General features: G+C 42.5%; 21 protein-coding genes. 11 read left to right on the top strand and 10 right to left on the bottom strand.

The window, feature by feature from the left end:
• The 3 genes from pdaA to NST18_RS01925 all read right to left on the bottom strand — a co-directional run bounded on the left by pdaA (position 1) and on the right by NST18_RS01925 (position 2,678).
• A complete protein-coding gene (gene pdaA / locus NST18_RS01935) occupies positions 1-765 on the bottom strand; it encodes a delta-lactam-biosynthetic de-N-acetylase (protein ID WP_051035135.1) in 765 nt (254 codons plus the stop codon).
• A gap of 103 nt (positions 766-868) precedes the next feature.
• Positions 869-2,392, bottom strand: a complete 1,524-nt coding sequence (locus tag NST18_RS01930) for a fumarate hydratase (protein WP_004888869.1) — start codon at positions 2,390-2,392, stop codon at positions 869-871.
• Between the two features lie 91 nt (positions 2,393-2,483).
• Positions 2,484-2,678, bottom strand: a complete 195-nt coding sequence (locus NST18_RS01925) for an SE1561 family protein (protein WP_004888868.1) — start codon at positions 2,676-2,678, stop codon at positions 2,484-2,486.
• Between the two features lie 112 nt (positions 2,679-2,790).
• Here NST18_RS01925 and yfkAB point away from each other — a divergent pair, with 112 nt between their 5' ends.
• Positions 2,791-3,915, top strand: a complete 1,125-nt coding sequence (gene yfkAB / locus NST18_RS01920) for a radical SAM/CxCxxxxC motif protein YfkAB (protein WP_004888867.1) — start codon at positions 2,791-2,793, stop codon at positions 3,913-3,915.
• Positions 3,916-3,949: 34 nt separating this feature from the next.
• Here the strand turns inward: yfkAB and NST18_RS01915 are convergent, their stop codons facing one another.
• Positions 3,950-4,702 (bottom strand): YfkD famly protein, encoded by a 753-nt coding sequence (locus tag NST18_RS01915; protein WP_230456243.1) that lies wholly within the window; start codon positions 4,700-4,702, stop codon positions 3,950-3,952.
• A 125-nt stretch (positions 4,703-4,827) separates the two neighbouring features.
• Positions 4,828-5,877, bottom strand: a complete 1,050-nt coding sequence (cax, locus tag NST18_RS01910; RefSeq protein ID WP_004888865.1) for a calcium/proton exchanger — start codon at positions 5,875-5,877, stop codon at positions 4,828-4,830.
• 140 nt (positions 5,878-6,017) lie between these two features.
• Here cax and NST18_RS01905 point away from each other — a divergent pair, with 140 nt between their 5' ends.
• Positions 6,018-7,181: an MFS transporter gene (locus tag NST18_RS01905; RefSeq protein ID WP_004888863.1), complete on the top strand. Its 1,164-nt coding sequence runs from the start codon at positions 6,018-6,020 to the stop codon at positions 7,179-7,181.
• A gap of 75 nt (positions 7,182-7,256) precedes the next feature.
• Complete coding sequence (locus NST18_RS01900; protein ID WP_004888862.1) at positions 7,257-7,403, top strand: BH0509 family protein; 147 nt, start codon at positions 7,257-7,259, stop codon at positions 7,401-7,403.
• A gap of 195 nt (positions 7,404-7,598) precedes the next feature.
• Here NST18_RS01900 and NST18_RS01895 read toward each other — a convergent pair whose 3' ends face one another.
• Genes NST18_RS01895 through NST18_RS01885 form a run of 3 tightly spaced genes read right to left on the bottom strand, consistent with a single transcriptional unit; the run spans position 7,599 to position 9,199 of the window.
• A complete protein-coding gene (locus NST18_RS01895) occupies positions 7,599-8,432 on the bottom strand; it encodes a YihY/virulence factor BrkB family protein (RefSeq protein WP_004888861.1) in 834 nt (277 codons plus the stop codon).
• Complete coding sequence (locus NST18_RS01890; protein WP_004888860.1) at positions 8,422-8,715, bottom strand: hypothetical protein; 294 nt, start codon at positions 8,713-8,715, stop codon at positions 8,422-8,424. The genes NST18_RS01895 and NST18_RS01890 overlap by 11 nt, the downstream gene beginning before the upstream one ends.
• Before the next feature lie 13 nt (positions 8,716-8,728).
• The gene (locus NST18_RS01885; RefSeq protein WP_004888859.1) at positions 8,729-9,199 is read right to left on the bottom strand and encodes a low molecular weight protein-tyrosine-phosphatase; all 471 of its coding nucleotides are present in this window, start codon (positions 9,197-9,199) and stop codon (positions 8,729-8,731) included.
• A 79-nt stretch (positions 9,200-9,278) separates the two neighbouring features.
• Between NST18_RS01885 and NST18_RS01880 the strand changes: the two genes are divergently transcribed.
• Entirely contained in the window at positions 9,279-9,497 is a 219-nt protein-coding gene (locus tag NST18_RS01880; RefSeq protein ID WP_004888858.1) for a DUF1128 domain-containing protein, read from the top strand.
• Here the strand turns inward: NST18_RS01880 and NST18_RS01875 are convergent.
• Entirely contained in the window at positions 9,492-9,986 is a 495-nt protein-coding gene (locus NST18_RS01875) for an HD-GYP domain-containing protein (protein ID WP_340721169.1), read from the bottom strand. The two genes, NST18_RS01880 and NST18_RS01875, sit on opposite strands and share 6 nt — an antisense overlap.
• Before the next feature lie 99 nt (positions 9,987-10,085).
• Between NST18_RS01875 and NST18_RS01870 the strand changes: the two genes are divergently transcribed.
• The 7 genes from NST18_RS01870 to NST18_RS01840 are packed head-to-tail and all read left to right on the top strand — an operon-like array spanning position 10,086 to position 15,558.
• Positions 10,086-10,793 (top strand): phosphoadenylyl-sulfate reductase, encoded by a 708-nt coding sequence (locus NST18_RS01870; RefSeq protein WP_340721168.1) that lies wholly within the window; start codon positions 10,086-10,088, stop codon positions 10,791-10,793.
• Positions 10,794-10,806: 13 nt separating this feature from the next.
• Entirely contained in the window at positions 10,807-11,853 is a 1,047-nt protein-coding gene (locus tag NST18_RS01865) for an inorganic phosphate transporter (RefSeq protein WP_004888854.1), read from the top strand.
• Between the two features lie 44 nt (positions 11,854-11,897).
• Positions 11,898-12,977 (top strand): sulfate adenylyltransferase, encoded by a 1,080-nt coding sequence (gene sat / locus NST18_RS01860; RefSeq protein WP_004888853.1) that lies wholly within the window; start codon positions 11,898-11,900, stop codon positions 12,975-12,977.
• Positions 12,974-13,561, top strand: a complete 588-nt coding sequence (cysC, locus tag NST18_RS01855; RefSeq protein ID WP_064221364.1) for an adenylyl-sulfate kinase — start codon at positions 12,974-12,976, stop codon at positions 13,559-13,561. The genes sat and cysC overlap by 4 nt, the downstream gene beginning before the upstream one ends.
• 9 nt (positions 13,562-13,570) lie before the next feature.
• Positions 13,571-14,344, top strand: coding sequence for a uroporphyrinogen-III C-methyltransferase (gene cobA / locus NST18_RS01850; RefSeq protein WP_004888851.1), 774 nt, complete (start codon positions 13,571-13,573; stop codon positions 14,342-14,344).
• Positions 14,345-14,347: 3 nt separating this feature from the next.
• On the top strand, positions 14,348-15,064 hold the full coding sequence (locus NST18_RS01845) for a sirohydrochlorin chelatase (RefSeq protein WP_340721167.1): 717 nt from the start codon (positions 14,348-14,350) through the stop codon (positions 15,062-15,064).
• On the top strand, positions 15,061-15,558 hold the full coding sequence (locus NST18_RS01840; protein WP_004888849.1) for an NAD(P)-dependent oxidoreductase: 498 nt from the start codon (positions 15,061-15,063) through the stop codon (positions 15,556-15,558). Before NST18_RS01845 ends, NST18_RS01840 begins: the two co-directional genes overlap by 4 nt.
• Positions 15,559-15,582: 24 nt before the next feature.
• On the opposite strand, the gene NST18_RS01835 is transcribed toward NST18_RS01840, so the two are convergent.
• On the bottom strand, positions 15,583-16,314 hold the full coding sequence (locus NST18_RS01835) for a DUF4397 domain-containing protein (protein WP_339174228.1): 732 nt from the start codon (positions 16,312-16,314) through the stop codon (positions 15,583-15,585).
• Positions 16,315-16,348: the final 34 nt, after the last annotated feature.

Genomic DNA, 16,348 nt, shown 5'->3' with positions numbered 1-16,348 from the left:
TCAAAGGGAGAAAATCCAAGTAGGAACATTGATTTTTTGCAACATGAAATCGTCTAAGCTTTTAAAAACATATCCTTCTTTTCGCAAATCGTCAATAATTTTAGCAAGCGCATCGGCATTGTCTTTGGATACTGTATGCAGCAATATAATCGCACCCGGATGAATTTGTTTCATGACGTTATTGTAGGCATACAACCAACCTTTTTGATCGTGCACGTGCCAATCGACGAACGCTAACGACCAAAAAACATGATAATAGCCGAGTTCGCGCGCAATACGCATCGTACGCTCATCAAAAATGCCGCGTGGAGGACGCATGTAGCGCATATGCTTCTGACCCGTCAACAGTTCTGTTTTCTTTCTAACCATCTCTAGCTCCTCACGCAACTTTTCATCGCTGACGGTCGTCAAATCGGGGTGGTGCCATGAGTGGTTACCTACAATATGCCCTTCATTGACCATGCGTTTGACTAAATCAGGGGCAGATTGTAAATAATGACCAGTTACAAAAAACGTCGCAGGAACGTTTTTTTCTTTAAGCACGTCTAAAATTTGCGCTGTATAGCCATTTTCATATCCGTTATCAAACGTTAAGTAAATATGTTTTTTCGTCGGATCGCCTAAATAAAAAGCATCGTATTTGGCGAGTAGTTCGTCTAACTGTTTCCCAGCAGAAGGAGGAAGATGATTTTCGCTTCGCTTAAACCCCCATGACATCGCATCAACTTGACTAAGCGGAAAACATAAAAAGAAAAAAAGCAACATGATCGTTTTTTTCACTGCTTGCACCTCCGTATTCATTTCAATAATAGGTTGTGCAAAAAGAGATATAAAAAATCCGCCTAGCTCATCACTAGACGGATTTCCATTAAAATACACGTTCTTTAAACTGGGCTAATTTTTCAAGCGATGATTTTTCGACGTCTTCGTGCAAGCTGTTTCCGTGCGAATCCATCGTGACGACGGCGGTAAAGTCTTTTACACGCAAATGCCACATCGCTTCTGGAATGCCAAATTCTAAAAAATCGACGCCTTCAACGGATTGAATGCAATCCGCATAATATTGCGCTGCACCACCGATGGCATTTAAATACACGCCCCCATGTTCTTTTAACGCCGCCAACGTTTTCGCCCCCATGCCACCTTTTCCGATGACAGCACGAATACCAAATTTTTTCATAATTTCCCCTTGATAAGGCTCTTCGCGAATGCTTGTCGTTGGACCAGCTGCTTTCACGTGCCATTTGCCATTTTCATCTTTTAACATCACCGGCCCACAGTGATAAATGATTTGACCGTTTAAATCCACAGGGGCATCATGATCCATTAAATATTTATGAATCGCATCTCGTCCTGTGTAAATCATGCCGTTAATGCGAACGACATCACCTACTTTTAACGAACGAATTTGTTCTTCTGTAATTGGCGCTTCAAGCACCACTTCACGCCCTTCGCCCACAACTTCGGTTTTTTCTTGTTGGAAGTCGACGTCGTCCCCCTCTTGATATAGCCATTCTTGAATGTCCCCTGTACGCGGATCAATGATGACGCCTAAGCGACGAAACGCCCAACAGTTGTATGCGACAGAAACGAAAAAGCTTGCAGGGATGCGATGCATGACACCGATTTTACAGCCAAGCAACGTCGTTTCACCACCAAAGCCCATCGTGCCGATCCCGAGTTTATTGGCTGCTTCCATAATGTATTCTTCTAATTTGCGCAAGTCTTCATTCGGGTTCACATCGTCAACAGAACGGAATAACTGTTCCTTTGCTAAATCGTATCCAGAGGAACGATCACCGCCAATGCCGACGCCAATAAATCCAGCGCTACAGCCTTGTCCTTGTGCTTGATATACCGCATGTAAAATACATTTGCGAATGCCATCTAAGTCACGACCGGCACGACCGAGCCCTTCTAACTCACACGGTAAGCTATATTGAATGTTTTTATTTTCACAGCCGCCACCTTTTAAAATTAAACGAACATCAATGTAATCTTTTTCCCATTGCTCGAATTTGATGACAGGTAGCCCGATCCCTAAATTATCACCGCTATTTTCGCCTGTTAGCGAATCAACGGAGTTTGGACGCAATTTTCCGTCTTTCGTTGCTTGAGCGATCGCTCGACGAATCGCTTCTTTCATCTCCATTTGATTGACGCCTACAGGGACTTTAATTTTAAATGTCGGCAATCCGGTATCTTGACAAATCGGCGATACATTTTCATCTGCCATTTGAATGTTTTGTACGATCGTCGCAAGCGACATCGCCGCCCTCGTTCCAGCATTTTCACGCATCTTCGCCTTAGCGATGGCGCGGCGTACATCTTTCGGCAATTTTGTTGACGTCTCAACGATTAGCTTGTACATACTCTCTTGAAACTTTTCCATCCTATAACCCTTCCCCTTTGTTCAATATGTAACAATTTTTCGAATTCTCCACTTGTATTATACATCTTTTTTAAACGCAAAAAAAAGCCGCTTAGCGACTTTTTTCCCAATCTTTTTTAAACCGCTCGTATTTCATTTCTAAATCATCAATCATTTGAATAAGACGGTCAATATCTTCTAACTCCGTCGTTTCTGGGTCAATGGCTTCAAGCACTTCAAGAAACATATTTAAGCGCGTTTTTAAATAGGATAGTTGTAGATTTTGATCTGATACTGCGTTGCCCAACGTCGTCACCTCGCTTTTTCTTTATCGTACACAATCGCAACATCGTTGACAATCGTTCCATTTCGTTTGCATAATTATCGTTAGGTCTATTTTAATTAAAAGGAGCTTGATTATGGGAACATTATTGCGTCAAGCGATTACCCCTACATTTGACCCATGGGAAGCATATATGGATGTCGAACAGTACGGCAGCATGCAGTTGACAAATATCGAGTTTACAACAACGACGCTCTGTAATATGCGTTGTGAGCATTGTGCAGTCGGTTACACATTGCGTACGAAAGATCCTGAGGCGCTGCCGCTTGATCTCCTTCTTCGCCGCCTCGATGAAATTCCACATTTGCGCTCGTTAAGCATTACAGGCGGCGAGCCGATGCTTTCGATGAAATCTGTTGAGCAATACGTCGTGCCGCTGTTAAAATACGCACATGAGCGGGGGGTGCGCACACAAATTAACTCAAATTTAACGCTCGACTTAGAACGGTACGAAAAAATCATCCCTTACTTAGATGTTTTGCACATTTCGCATAACTGGGGCACGATCGATGATTTTGTCGAAGGCGGTTTTGCGATGATGGAGAAAAAGCCAACCGTCGCACAGCGTGAACGTTATTTTATACGCATGATCGAAAATGCACGTGCCATTTCGAAAACGGGCGTCATCGTATCCGCGGAAACGATGTTAAATAAACGGACACGTCCACATTTAGAAACGATTCATCGCCAAATTGTAAACGACATGGGCTGTAAACGACATGAAGTGCATCCGATGTATCCGAGTGACTTTGCGAGCAACTTGGAAACGTTAACGCTCGATGAACTGCGCGAAACGATTCATCATTTGCTCGATATACGGGATGAAAACGTTTGGATGTTGTTTGGCACGTTGCCGTTTTATCCGTGCAGCGACAACGAAGAAGATTTAGCGTTGTTAAAACGTTTATATGCAAGTAAAAATGTTACAGTACGAAACGATCCAGATGGACGTTCACGGTTAAACGTCAACATCTTTACAGGCGACATTATTGTGACTGATTTCGGTGATGAACCGACGCTCGGAAACATTCAAACCGACTCGCTTCTTTCTGCTTATGACAAATGGATGGCATCTCATTTAGCAAAATCACTAAACTGCCACTGCCCTGCGGTGAAATGTTTAGGACCGAACGTGCTCGTGAAAAACCGTTATTACCCAGACGTTGATTTTACGACGCGAAAAGCAAAAATTGAACGATAAAAAGCTTGTCGAACGCTCGACAAGCTTTTTCTTGTCATCGTGGTACGTCGCTAGCAACAAATGCGAATGATAGACGGTCTTGCACAGGAATCCAAGCACCGATACCTTGCGATGTTACGTTTTTCACGACAATGCTTTTTTTCTTTCCTTTTAAGACGATATATACTTCGCCATACGTCACTTTTCCTTTTTCATTGACCGCCGGGGCGTAAGCATATAAATAGCCTAACTTTTTCGGCGGAACGTTATACGCTTGTTCCTTTTTCGTTCCCATGCCGATCCATGTGCTGAAAGAGAGCGGTAAATTTGTTTTTTTCATCGCTGTTAAAAGCATCATTTTTTTCACATCTTCTTCGTTCGGTATGCTTGCCGTTAGGCCTCCGCGCACTTGTTTTTGCATCTCTTGGCGATACATCAATCGAACAGCCGTTTTCCCACCACGATTGTCAATAAAGTTTGTATTTACTTTTTGATACTCCCAGTTCGTTGATGTTTCTATCGATTCGTAATTCAACGGCCATTGCCCTAAATAAATCGTCGCTTCGTAACCAATCGCAAAAGGCGTGCTTGAAATCGACGATTCGTTTAAAAGACGAATTAATTCCGGATTTTCAATTTTAACATTCGCGGACTGAAGCAGTTGTTTCGCTAGTTCGCTCGGTTGTAAATACGGCAAATTTTGTGTCGGATTCGGATACGTATTTTCTTTTGAAATGTCAATGACCGATGAAGGAAGTTTGACAGTTGCTTCACTAATCGTTGGCATACAGAAGAAAATAAACATCATGCTGAAAGCAAACCATCTCTTCATACGTAAGCCCCTTTCCTTTTTACGTTGTTCATCGTTATTTTTTTCAAAAGTAAACAATTTATCCTCTTCACAAAAAAAATCCGTCAGCAACCGCTAACGGATTACAACAAATAAAATCCGATTCCCATAATCATATACGCTCCAAGCAATGTCGCTCCTTCAAACCAGTTTGTATCTCCATCGTTCGAAAGCACAATTGTCAACAATACCGCTGTCACCATTGCAACAAGTTCTGGAAGCGTAAAGACGAGCGCCATTTTCGTCGGAAATGCAAGCGATACAAGCACTAATACAGGCGCAACAAACATCGCAATTTGAAGCGTTGAACCAACGGCAATTTCAACAGCGACGTTCATTTTATTTTTATATGCCATAATAATGGCGGAAGCATGCTCAGCGGCATTTCCGACAATCGCGACAATAATGACACCGATAAACAGTTCGCTCCAGCCAAACGAATGGGCGACGACTTCAAACGTATGAACTAAGCTTTCTGATACATATGCTACAGCCGCAGTAGCAAGCGCTAAAATGAGCATCGCTTTTCCTTTTGACCATTCTGGCTCTTCATGTTCTTCCTCACCTTCTTTATGTTGATATACACCGCGATGAGTGACGAGTTTAAAATATAGTGCAGCTAAATAGAGCGCAATCATAATGACTGAAATGCCTACGCTTAACGACAGCGTCTTTTGTTCATTCACCGTCATCGAAAACACTTCTGGAATAACAAAGGCAACTAAAATGGCAAACGTTAATAGACCTGAGTTATGGCGCGCATCATATACGTTAAATGATTGCCGTTTATATTTTAAACCGCCGACAAAAAACGATAAGCCTGCCACAAGCAGTAAGTTACCAAGCACAGAGCCGGTTAAAGATGCAAGCACGACACCAACTAATCCAGCTTTTAGCGCAAAAATCGAAATGATGAGTTCTACCGCATTGCCAAATGTCGCATTTAACAAACCGCCAATGCGCGGCCCTGCCACAATTGCCAAGCTTTCTGTCGCTCGCCCCATATAACTAGCAAGTGCAATAATGGTAACACAGTAAACGACAAACATCGGTGCTGCGGGCCAATGAAGCAAACTTCCTGCAACAGAAAGCGGCACACCAATCGCCGTCAATAAAAAAAAGATGCGTTCCATCGAATCGTCCCCTTTTTCATTTATGGAATATCAACCATATTTTACACAAATTCATTTCCGTTTTCATCTGTCTTTTTTGTTGCTTCTTCGCATAAAACATTTTAACATCGAACATAGTGAACACGTTACAGGAGGGCACTATGCGACAACGTCATTTTTTCATTTTAATTAGCAGCGTCATGATTTCTGGTCTTGCGCAAGGGCTATTACTACCGCTTATTTCTGTCATTTTTGAACAAAATGGCGTTCATTCATCGCTTAGCGGCATGCATGCCACAGCCATGTACATCGGCGTCCTAATTGTATCGCCACTTTTAGAACGTCCGCTTCGCCGTTACGGCTTTAAACGTTTAACTATTATTGGCGGAGCGATCGTTATCGTTTCGTTGGCTATTTTTCCAATTTGGTCATCTTTGCTGTTTTGGTTTATGCTTCGTTTGTTGATTGGAATTGGCGACCACATTTTTCATTTTGGCACACAAACGTGGATTACATACGCATCTCCTGCGCATCGACGCGGGCGCAACATCTCACTATACGGCTTATCGTTTGGCGTTGGTTTTATGATCGGACCGCTTCTCGTTCCGCTCGTTCACGTTCATGAGACGTTGCCGTTTATCGTCTCATCATTGATTAGCTTATGTGGGTGGGTGTTATTATTTTTTCTCCCACATGCCTATCCTGAAACAGAGCAAGCTGAAAAAATTGGCACGCTACGCTTTTTTCATGCTTGGAAACAAGCGTGGCCCGCATTGTTATTGCCGTTTGGCTACGGATTTTTAGAAGCTTCACTCCATAGCATGTTTCCGATTTACGCCTTGCGAAATGGACTACATGTTGAGACGGTCGCGATAATGCTTCCGGCGTTTGCGCTTGGCGGAATCGCTTTTCAACTCCCGCTTGGCGTATTAAGTGATCGCTTCTCGCGAAAAGCGATGATCACCGTTTCGTTAACCGTCGGATCGATCTGCTTTATCATTGCACAATGGTTCATTTCTCCTGTGCCGTTGACAGTCACCTTTTTTGTCGCAGGTATGTTTGTCGGTTCACTTTTTTCGCTCGGCATGGCGTATATGACCGATTTGTTGCCAAAATCACTTCTTCCTGTCGGCAACATATTGTGCGGGATGTTATATAGCATCGGCAGCATATGTGGGCCTGCGATTGGGGGCATTGTATTACAACAGCAAGAAAGGCTATTTTTCTTTAGCGTGAGTTCGCTACTGTTTCTTTTATTACTTGCCCAGCGTCCGCTCACGAAATTTTCAAAATATTTTTCAAAAAAAACAAGAAAAAAACATTGACGCTTTTTAAGCCTCTGTTATATAATACAATTAAACAAAACAAACTGTTTTAAAACAGAGGGGAGAGCGATGATGATGAGTAGAGAAGAAAGAAAAAATATGATTGAGTTTATTACAAAATTACGGAGCTTTAATCAAGAACAACTCGTTTATATGACTGATGAAGAAATCGAACATATTTACAACCAAACATACTATCATTACGAAGAAATCGCAGAATAAAGAGGGATGCGTGCCGCATCCCTCTTCTCTTTAGTGATATCCGTTTTGTCCATTCGCACTGCTACTCGTTTTATGTTTCGGGCGGTTTTTTCCTTTTTGCTTTGTTCCGCCGTCTTTTTTCGTCTTTTTCGTCATCGTCAATCCCCCTTCATCACTATTTTCGCTTTTAAGCGCCCTTTTTATAAGAGGGAATAACTACCGTATGCGCATATTTCCTTCTCGTTTGCAACAAAGAATAGCGTTTAGCTCCCCACCTAATACAATCATCATGCCAGATAAATAAAACCAAACCATTAACGCAATAATTCCGCCTAAGCTGCCATACATCGCAGAATAGTTACCGAATTGGTTTACATAGGTAGAAAAAGCAAGTGAGACGCCCATCCAACCTACAGTCGCAAATAACGCTCCTATCCATACGTCGCGAAACCGGACATGTTTGCTTGGGGCAAAAACGTATAACACAGAAAAAACAAAAAATAAAATGACAAAGCTAACAAACCAACGAATCGTTTCCCATACGTGTAAAAACACATCAGAAAGACCAAACGCTGAAAAAAGAAATGTACCGATCATTTTTCCGAATACAGGGAAGACGAGCGCGACAATAATGACAAAAATCATCGCAAAAGTAAGCAAAATCGAAACTCCACGAGCAACGAGAAAAGAGCGTGTTTCTTTCACATCGTATGCTCGATTTAATGCCCGAATAATGGCCGACATACCGTTCGATGCAGCCCACACCGTAGCAAGCACGCTAAAAGATAACCACTTTCCACTTTGCGCTGCTATAAGTTGTTTAATGTTTGTCTCAATTAAATGCGCCGTTTCGCTTGGCGCATATTGACTGAAAAAGGCGATCACATCTTCGTGCGGGATAGGCAAATACGATAAAAACGTTAACAAAAACAGTAAAAATGGAAATAGCGACAGCAAAAAGAAATATGCTAACTCAGCGGATAAATCAAAAATTTCATCTTCTTCAAACCGTTTCATTAGCTCACGAACAACAGAAAAGCTAACAATCATCTCCCACCCCACCTCGCTTCCACGAGGAACGTTTACGAATCAGCTCCTCTATCCACTCCATCACTTGCGGTGTTGTTTCTTTTACTTCACTTAGTTTATTCACAATAAACTGCAAATCATTCATCATCTCGTCTACATGTTGTCTCGTTTGATGAACAGTCTCCTTTACTTGTTCTACGCTATCCATCCACTCACGACACGTTTCTTTAATGACTTGTCTTGTTTTGTTATTCGCTAACAACAAAGCTATCCCTGCTAATGCAATCCATTTCCCCTTTCCCATCGTCTTCTCCCCCTTACAACGAATGATCTCGTTTTATTCGCTCTAATATATGTTTACATCCTTCTTCGACTAATTCGTACACTTCTTCAAAATTTCCTGTAAAGTACGGATCAGGGACATCGTCTACGCGACGGTTTGGCACAAAATCCATAAAACGAGCAATGACAGCGTGCGACGAATCGCCAACAAGGCGACGAAGATGAGCGATATTATCGCTATCCATTCCGATAATATAATCGAATGTATGAAAATCTTCTTTTGAAATTTGACGTGCTTTTAACCCTGTAAAGTCAATTTGTTTTTCCGTTAAAATACGCTGAGTCCCGTGATGTGGTGGTTTCCCCACATGCCAATTGCCCGTTCCTGCCGAGTCAACAGAAATGACATGATCCAATCCTTCTTGCTTCACAAGATGCCGGAATACAGCTTCTGCCATTGGAGAACGACATATGTTTCCTAAACAAACAAATAACACCCGAATCATTGCTTTTCACCTCATAACGTAGAATAAGTAGAATGAACAGTCAAACCATGGTACAATGAACACAATCATATACGAAAGGATGACGACGATGCATTTATCCGTTGAACAAATGATCGAACAAATAAAAGAAAAGTTAAAAGTATTAAATTTTGATGCCATTAAACCGGACCATTTCGATGAACAGCTATACGATGAATTAAAAGATATATACGATATGGTGATGAAAAAGCAAACATTTAGTCCAAGCGAAATGCAAGCAATCGCTGAAGAGCTTGGAAACTTGCGAAAAAAACTATAAAATTGCCTGTCCGGCAATGAGGAGCGACGGATGATCAACAAGCGAAATTTCCTCATGTGTATCCATATATCGGACATATGGACGTTGCATATGCTCAACAATTTTTGTCACGATTGCGTTTCTTCCGTCGCTCATTTTCACCATCGTTCCTGGTAAATACGCAGGGATCGTATCAACAAACAACCGCACAAGTTGTTGGCTATAGCGAATGCCACTCCGCGCCATAATAATTTCAAGCGCTTCATGCGGCGGTACAAATTCCGTTGAAATTAAGTTTTCATATTCATTCGCAATCGCACATATTTGAGCGTACAAATGAATGTTCGTTTCTTTTAATCCGCGCGGTGCACCAGAACCATCTGCATGCTCATGATGTTGATACGCCATATGTGCGCATAACAAACTCACATAAAATGAGTCGCAAACATCTCCACCCCCTTCAACATCTCCCATACAAACAGTATAATCATGTTTTTTTTCATTTGCCATGACGTTTTAAAAAAATAAATTCCGATAGAAAAACTATGATTGACATTCGGATGAATTGTGTTAAAATTTAAAACAATCAAATAGTAAGGGGGATGAAGCATGATTACGTATGAAACGTGGGATGATGTCCAAAAACCTACTTTTCCAATAGATAATAATGAAAAAGGGGCACTACATGTGCTGTCATGGGCGTACGATCATTATGGTGATGATCTTTTGTATGCTTGCAGTTTCGGCATTGAAGGGATTGTGCTCATTGACCTTATTTCGCAAGTACGTGACGATGCGGAAATTGTTTTTCTCGATACGCATTTACATTTTTCTGAAACGTATGAAACGATTGAACGCGTTAAGCAAGCGTATCCTCGCTTGCGCATTCATTTGCAGTCCCCATCTTTATCGCTTGCAGAGCAAGAACAACAATTCGGGGCTGAGCTTTGGAAAAGAGATCCGAACAAATGCTGTGAACTAAGAAAAATTATTCCCCTTCGGCAAGCGATGACAGGAAAAAAAGCATGGATTTCCGGACTGCGCCGCGAGCAATCACCAACACGGCAACATGTCGAATTTATTAATCTTGATAAAAAGTTTAAAAACATTAAAATTTGTCCACTCATTCATTGGACATGGAAAGACGTATGGCGCTACGTGCATCGCCACAATCTTTCCTATAACCCGCTTCATGATCGTGGATATCCGAGCATCGGTTGTGCACCATGTACAGCCCCTGCTTATACGGAAGAAGATTTGCGTTCTGGACGGTGGGCTGGGCTAGGAAAAACAGAATGCGGCTTGCACGAGTCGTAAAGGGGGAAACGCGTTGGTTACAGTTGCTTTTATTATCGCTTTTTTCTTTGCGATGAACATCGGGGGAAGCGGTGCTGCCGCAACGATGGGTGCTGCTTATGGGTCAGGCACATTGTCAAATAAGCGCATCGCTTTATTCATATGCGCTGTTGCTATTTTTCTCGGCAGCTTAAGCGGAGGAGAAGTCGTCAAAACGATCGGTTCTGGCATCGTCCCTACATCTATTTTGCAAACGGATCTTGTCGTCATCGTCTTAGCAGCCGCTACCATTTCATTATTTGCCGCAAACATGCTCGGCATTCCGTTATCCACAAGCGAAATTACAGTTGGGGCGGTCGTTGGAGCTGGCATTGCATATCAAAGTTTATACGTCAGCAAGCTTATGTGGATCGTTTCGTTTTGGATCATTACACCGTTCGCTGCTTTTTTTCTCGCTTTTTTCATTAGCAAGTGGATAAAAGGAAAAACATTGAAACAAAACAAATGGGTTGGCTTGTTGCTCATTATCGCTGGATTTTTCGAGGCATTTTCTGCAGGAATGAACAATGTCGCAAATGCTGTTGGTCCCCTTGTTGGAGCAGGTTTATTATCTGTCCAGCACGGCATCATTTTTGGTGGATTGTTCGTTGCACTAGGGGCGCTTTTGCTTGGCAGCCGCGTGCTAGAGACGAACGGGAAAAAAATTACGACCTTCTCTCAACTTGAAGGGTGCATTATTTCAGGAATCGGCGCAACACTCGTTATCGTTTCGTCTCTTTTTGGCCTTCCCGTTCCGCTCACACAAATTACGACATCAGCCATCATCGGCATCGGCACAACAAAAAGTGGCTTTTCGATTTGGCAAAAGCAAATTGTCATTCAAGTGCTAAAAGTATGGATTGTCTCGCCTATTTTTTCACTAGCTGTCTCATATAGCTTAATTAAATTGTTCCTTCATAGCGATATTTATACAGCAATCGCCATTGTTAGTGTTTGTTTTGCTACACTCGGAACGATTAGCTTAAAAAAGACGATCACCGAGGAACGTCGTTCGTTTCACGAGCACGGTGGCGGTATTTAATCCTAGTTATTTTATAAGAATAATAAGTTTAGGAGGCATAAAAAATGAAACAAATTGTATTAAGTAAGGCAGAATTAAGTGACCTTGAATTGCTTGCGATTGGCGGCTATGCACCACTCACTGGATTTCTAGGGGAAGATGACTATCATTCCGTCGTCGAAACGATGCGACTAACGAATGGAGCAGTATGGAGCATCCCCATCACACTTGCGGTAACCGAACAACAAGCAAAACAACTATCGCTCGGCGATGAAGTCGAGCTCGTTTATGAACAAACCGTATACGGCACAATGGAAGTACAACATATATATCGCCCAGATAAGCGAAAAGAAGCTCTTCTTGTATACCAAACAGAAGACTTAGCACACCCTGGCGTTAAAAAATTATTTGAAAAACCAGATGTATATATTGGAGGCCCTGTCCAACTTGTACGCCAAACAGACAAAGGAATTTTTACACCGTTCTTTTTTACACCAAAAGAAACAAAACAACGATTTGCGGAACTTGGTTGGAAAACGGTCGTCGGGTTTCAAACGCGCAATCCGGTTCACCGTGCTCATGAATATATTCAAAAATGTGCACTTGAAATTGTCGACGGTCTTTATTTAAATCCGCTCGTTGGCGAAACGAAAGAAGATGACATCCCAGCAGACATTCGCCTAAAAAGCTACCAAGTATTGCTTGAGCATTATTATCCAAAAGATCGTGTTTTCCTTGGCGTATTTACGGCCGCGATGCGCTATGCAGGTCCACGTGAAGCCATTTTCCACGCGCTCGTACGCAAAAATTTCGGCTGCACGCACTTCATTGTCGGACGTGACCATGCGGGAGTTGGCAACTATTACGGCACGTATGATGCACAAAAAATTTTCTTACAGTTTACAAATGAAGAACTCGGCATTACTCCGCTCTTTTTCGAGCATAGCTTTTATTGCACAAAATGCGAAGCGATGGCGTCAACAAAAACATGCCCGCACGATGCAACAGCCCACGTCGTTCTTTCCGGCACAAAAGTAAGGGAAATGTTGCGAGCTGGTGAGATGCCACCGAGTACATTCAGCCGTCCCGAAGTGGTTCGCGTGCTGATGGATGGATTGCAAACAGTCGGAGGTGGACGGTCATGAATATCGTTTGGCATAAAGAAAGTGTGACAAAAGAAGATCGCCGAAAAAAAAATAACCATCACAGCTTCGTTCTTTGGTTTACTGGGTTATCAGGATCAGGGAAATCCACGTTAGCGAACGCTGTCGCGAAAACGTTGTTTGAACAAAACGTTCAATGTTACGTGCTTGATGGTGATAACGTGCGTCACGGTTTAAATAGCGACTTAGGTTTTTCTGCTGAAGATCGCACCGAAAATATTCGTCGCATTGGTGAAGTCGCGAAATTGTTTGTAGACAGCGGCCAAATCGTGCTCACGGCCTTTATTTCTCCTTTCCGCCAAGATCGCCAACTCGTTCGCAATAAACTAGAACAAGATGAGTTTGTAGAAGTTTACGTCCGCTGTCCGCTTGAAACGTGCGAACAACGTGATCCAAAAGGGTTGTACAAAAAGGCGCGCAATGGCGAAATTCGCGATTTCACCGGCATTGATTCGCCATATGAACCACCGCTTTCACCAGAACTTGTTGTCGATACAGAACAATATTCGATTGAACAATGCGTGCAACAAATTATTTCTTACTTAAAAAATAAACAATGGATTTAGGTGGAGACAATGGGGAAAGTATATTTAGTCGGCGCAGGTCCTGGGGATCCCGAACTCATTACCGTGAAAGGATTAAAATGCATTCAACAAGCAGACGTCATTTTATACGATCGCCTGATTAACGAACAGCTACTATCGTATGCCAAACGTGACGCAGATTTGATTTATTGCGGAAAGCTACCAAATTACCATACAATGAAACAAGAAACGATTAATCATTTTTTAGTGAAACATGCGAAAAAAGGGAAAACAGTCACGAGATTAAAAGGTGGCGATCCATTTATGTTTGGACGCGGTGGCGAGGAAGCGCAAGCACTTATGAAACACCGCATTCCTTTTGAAATCGTTCCAGGCATTACATCCGGCATCGCTGTTCCAGCATATGCGGGTATCCCTGTAACTCATCGCGACTTTAGCGCAAGTGTTGCGTTCGTTACAGGCCATCGCCGATGTGATGCCACAGATGCAGTACAGTGGGAACATTTAGCGAAAGGAGTCGATACGCTCGTCATTTATATGGGCGTAAAACAACTCCCTTTCATTTGCAAACAACTAAAGTTATATGGCAAACGGCCGCAAACTCCTGTTGCGATCATCCAATGGGGAACGCTTCCCGAACAAAAAACGATCGTAGCGACATTAGATACGGTTGTGGACGTTGTAAAAAAACATCCGATCTCTAATCCTAGCATCATTATTGTTGGAGAAGTCGTTCGGCTACATGAACAGCTGCAATGGTTTGAAATGATGATGGATGAAAAAATGGCACATGGAATGAGGTAGCGTATGAAGGCTGTTTTATATATTTGTCACGGAAGTCGTTCAGCAGAAGGACAAAAAGAGGCGGTCGCTTTCGTCGAACGTCTCTCTTCTTCTATTTTCATACCGATTCAACATATATGCTTTTTAGAATTATGTGAACCGAATATTGTCACAGGAGTGGAACGTTGTGTTCGTGAGGGAGCAAAAATGATCTATGCTATTCCCCTTTTACTATTGTCAGCTAATCACGCTAAACACGACATCCCGCTTGAACTAGAAAAAGCAAAAGGGATGTTTCCTTCTGTGACGATTACATACGGAAAGCCGTTCGGTGTGCAACATGATATCGTTTCCGCTATATCCGATACAATTCAACAAACTGACGCCATTATGCTCGTTGGCCGCGGAAGTAGCGATACGGAAGCACAAGCGGATTTTCAGCAGATCGCTCATTTATTGCAAAACGAAACAAACATACCCGTATATCCATGTTATTTAGCGGCTGCTTCTCCTTCTTTTTCTGACGTTGTTGCTTCGCTTGCACATACAGGTTGTCATAAACAAGTTGCGGTTGTACCATACATTTTATTTTTCGGGCAGCTGCTTGACTACATTCATCAGACGTTGCAAGCACAACAAACAAGCGAGGTGTCATTTACGTTGTATCCTCCCATTCGAACATACGACGTTTTGGATCGTCTCGTTGAAAAACAATTGAATGAATGGGAGGAAAAGGTATGATCCCTCTTTTCGTGCGAATGACAGGAAAAAAAGTTGTCATTGCTGGCGGAGGGCAAATTGCTTATCGCCGCTTGCTTCCCCTGCTTCATGAAGGAGCCCACATTACCGTCATTAGCCCAGAAGTGATCGATGAGATTGTTCATTTAGCACAACAACAACAAATTACATGGCATGCGCGCGAAATCGAACCGAACGATTATGCCGATGCTTTTTTGATTATTGCAGCGACAAACGATCCGAATGTCAATGAACAAATCGCTACATATGCAGCGCCAAACCAACTTGTCAACGTAGCTAGCCATCATCTTCTCGGCAACGTTCATGTTCCTGCATTTTTTTCGCGCGGAAAATTACAAATCGCCATTACGACAGGTGGTGCAAGCCCGACTCTTGCCAAGCAAATCAAAAAACAACTTGAACAAATATTTGATGAATCGATTGCTGAATATATCGACGAGCTATATGAGCAACGGCAACAACGAAAAGAGCCTTGATCCTTTCGATCAAAGCTCTTTTTTTTACGACTCTAATACTAACACCTCTAATGAAGGAGTGCGGGATACGCAACCGACGGCAACGACCGTATAAGACTTATTTGGTTGGAAGCGCACATTGGGAATCGATAAAACGACTTGATTCGTCCCTGCCACACGTACATCGACATGCAATTTTTCATTGACTGGTGCGTCAATATAGTCTGTTACCTTTCCAAATGAAGCATGACGAAATAGCACATCACCATTGCGTAAAGCAATATCTACCGCTGGAGCATCTGGTGAAAAGTGAGCAAATCGCACCTTTGCTTTCCCGTACGGAGCATACGGATGGTCAAGAATAGGAAGAAGTTGCAAGCGATGCACATCACCGATCACCGCAAGCGTATACGTCATTTTCGGCAGTATTTGAATGGTTTGACTAAGAACCGGAGACGTCGTGTGTCCTGCTGGATACACATCGATACGATGTTCTCCTTTTGGCACTTTCATATACTGACTTAGCTGTTTATATTTCATATGGCGTAATATTTTTTGACCATTGATATATATGTCAACTGCAGGAGCATTTGGCGATGCATGGAATAAACGAACACGTCCAGCATCATCATCTCGCCCTTCTTCGCGTGACTTCACTATTTTTTCTACATACTCTATATGTTTTCGCATATACTTTTCATACTGTTCCCAATCTTTATATTGATAATAACGCGCCAACAAATCATACATAACCGCTTTTTGAATGTAGCGATCCATTTCGTTCACAGCTGTTCCTCCCTCGTAAATCTTT

It is taken from the genome of Anoxybacillus sp. FSL W8-0104 (assembly GCF_038004465.1).
GTDB lineage: Bacteria > Bacillota > Bacilli > Bacillales > Anoxybacillaceae > Anoxybacillus > Anoxybacillus flavithermus_G.
Note: the sequence above shows the minus strand (reverse complement) of the source record. Positions and strands in the feature narration are given on the sequence as shown.

Excerpts from the sequence above, each read along its gene's own strand:
- pdaA (WP_051035135.1), bottom strand. The coding sequence starts at position 765 with ATGTTGCTTTTTTTCTTTTTATGTTTTCCGCTTAGTCAAGTTGATGCG.
- NST18_RS01930 (WP_004888869.1), bottom strand. The coding sequence starts at position 2,392 with ATGGAAAAGTTTCAAGAGAGTATGTACAAGCTAATCGTTGAGACGTCA.
- yfkAB (WP_004888867.1), top strand. The coding sequence starts at position 2,791 with ATGGGAACATTATTGCGTCAAGCGATTACCCCTACATTTGACCCATGG.
- NST18_RS01915 (WP_230456243.1), bottom strand. The coding sequence starts at position 4,702 with ATGATGTTTATTTTCTTCTGTATGCCAACGATTAGTGAAGCAACTGTC.
- cax (WP_004888865.1), bottom strand. The coding sequence starts at position 5,877 with ATGGAACGCATCTTTTTTTTATTGACGGCGATTGGTGTGCCGCTTTCT.
- NST18_RS01905 (WP_004888863.1), top strand. The coding sequence starts at position 6,018 with ATGCGACAACGTCATTTTTTCATTTTAATTAGCAGCGTCATGATTTCT.
- NST18_RS01900 (WP_004888862.1), top strand. The coding sequence starts at position 7,257 with ATGAGTAGAGAAGAAAGAAAAAATATGATTGAGTTTATTACAAAATTA.
- NST18_RS01895 (WP_004888861.1), bottom strand. The coding sequence starts at position 8,432 with ATGATTGTTAGCTTTTCTGTTGTTCGTGAGCTAATGAAACGGTTTGAA.
- NST18_RS01890 (WP_004888860.1), bottom strand. The coding sequence starts at position 8,715 with ATGGGAAAGGGGAAATGGATTGCATTAGCAGGGATAGCTTTGTTGTTA.
- NST18_RS01885 (WP_004888859.1), bottom strand. The coding sequence starts at position 9,199 with ATGATTCGGGTGTTATTTGTTTGTTTAGGAAACATATGTCGTTCTCCA.
- NST18_RS01880 (WP_004888858.1), top strand. The coding sequence starts at position 9,279 with ATGACGACGATGCATTTATCCGTTGAACAAATGATCGAACAAATAAAA.
- NST18_RS01875 (WP_340721169.1), bottom strand. The coding sequence starts at position 9,986 with ATGGCAAATGAAAAAAAACATGATTATACTGTTTGTATGGGAGATGTT.
- NST18_RS01870 (WP_340721168.1), top strand. The coding sequence starts at position 10,086 with ATGATTACGTATGAAACGTGGGATGATGTCCAAAAACCTACTTTTCCA.
- sat (WP_004888853.1), top strand. The coding sequence starts at position 11,898 with ATGAAACAAATTGTATTAAGTAAGGCAGAATTAAGTGACCTTGAATTG.
- cysC (WP_064221364.1), top strand. The coding sequence starts at position 12,974 with ATGAATATCGTTTGGCATAAAGAAAGTGTGACAAAAGAAGATCGCCGA.
- cobA (WP_004888851.1), top strand. The coding sequence starts at position 13,571 with ATGGGGAAAGTATATTTAGTCGGCGCAGGTCCTGGGGATCCCGAACTC.
- NST18_RS01845 (WP_340721167.1), top strand. The coding sequence starts at position 14,348 with ATGAAGGCTGTTTTATATATTTGTCACGGAAGTCGTTCAGCAGAAGGA.
- NST18_RS01840 (WP_004888849.1), top strand. The coding sequence starts at position 15,061 with ATGATCCCTCTTTTCGTGCGAATGACAGGAAAAAAAGTTGTCATTGCT.
- NST18_RS01835 (WP_339174228.1), bottom strand. The coding sequence starts at position 16,314 with ATGGATCGCTACATTCAAAAAGCGGTTATGTATGATTTGTTGGCGCGT.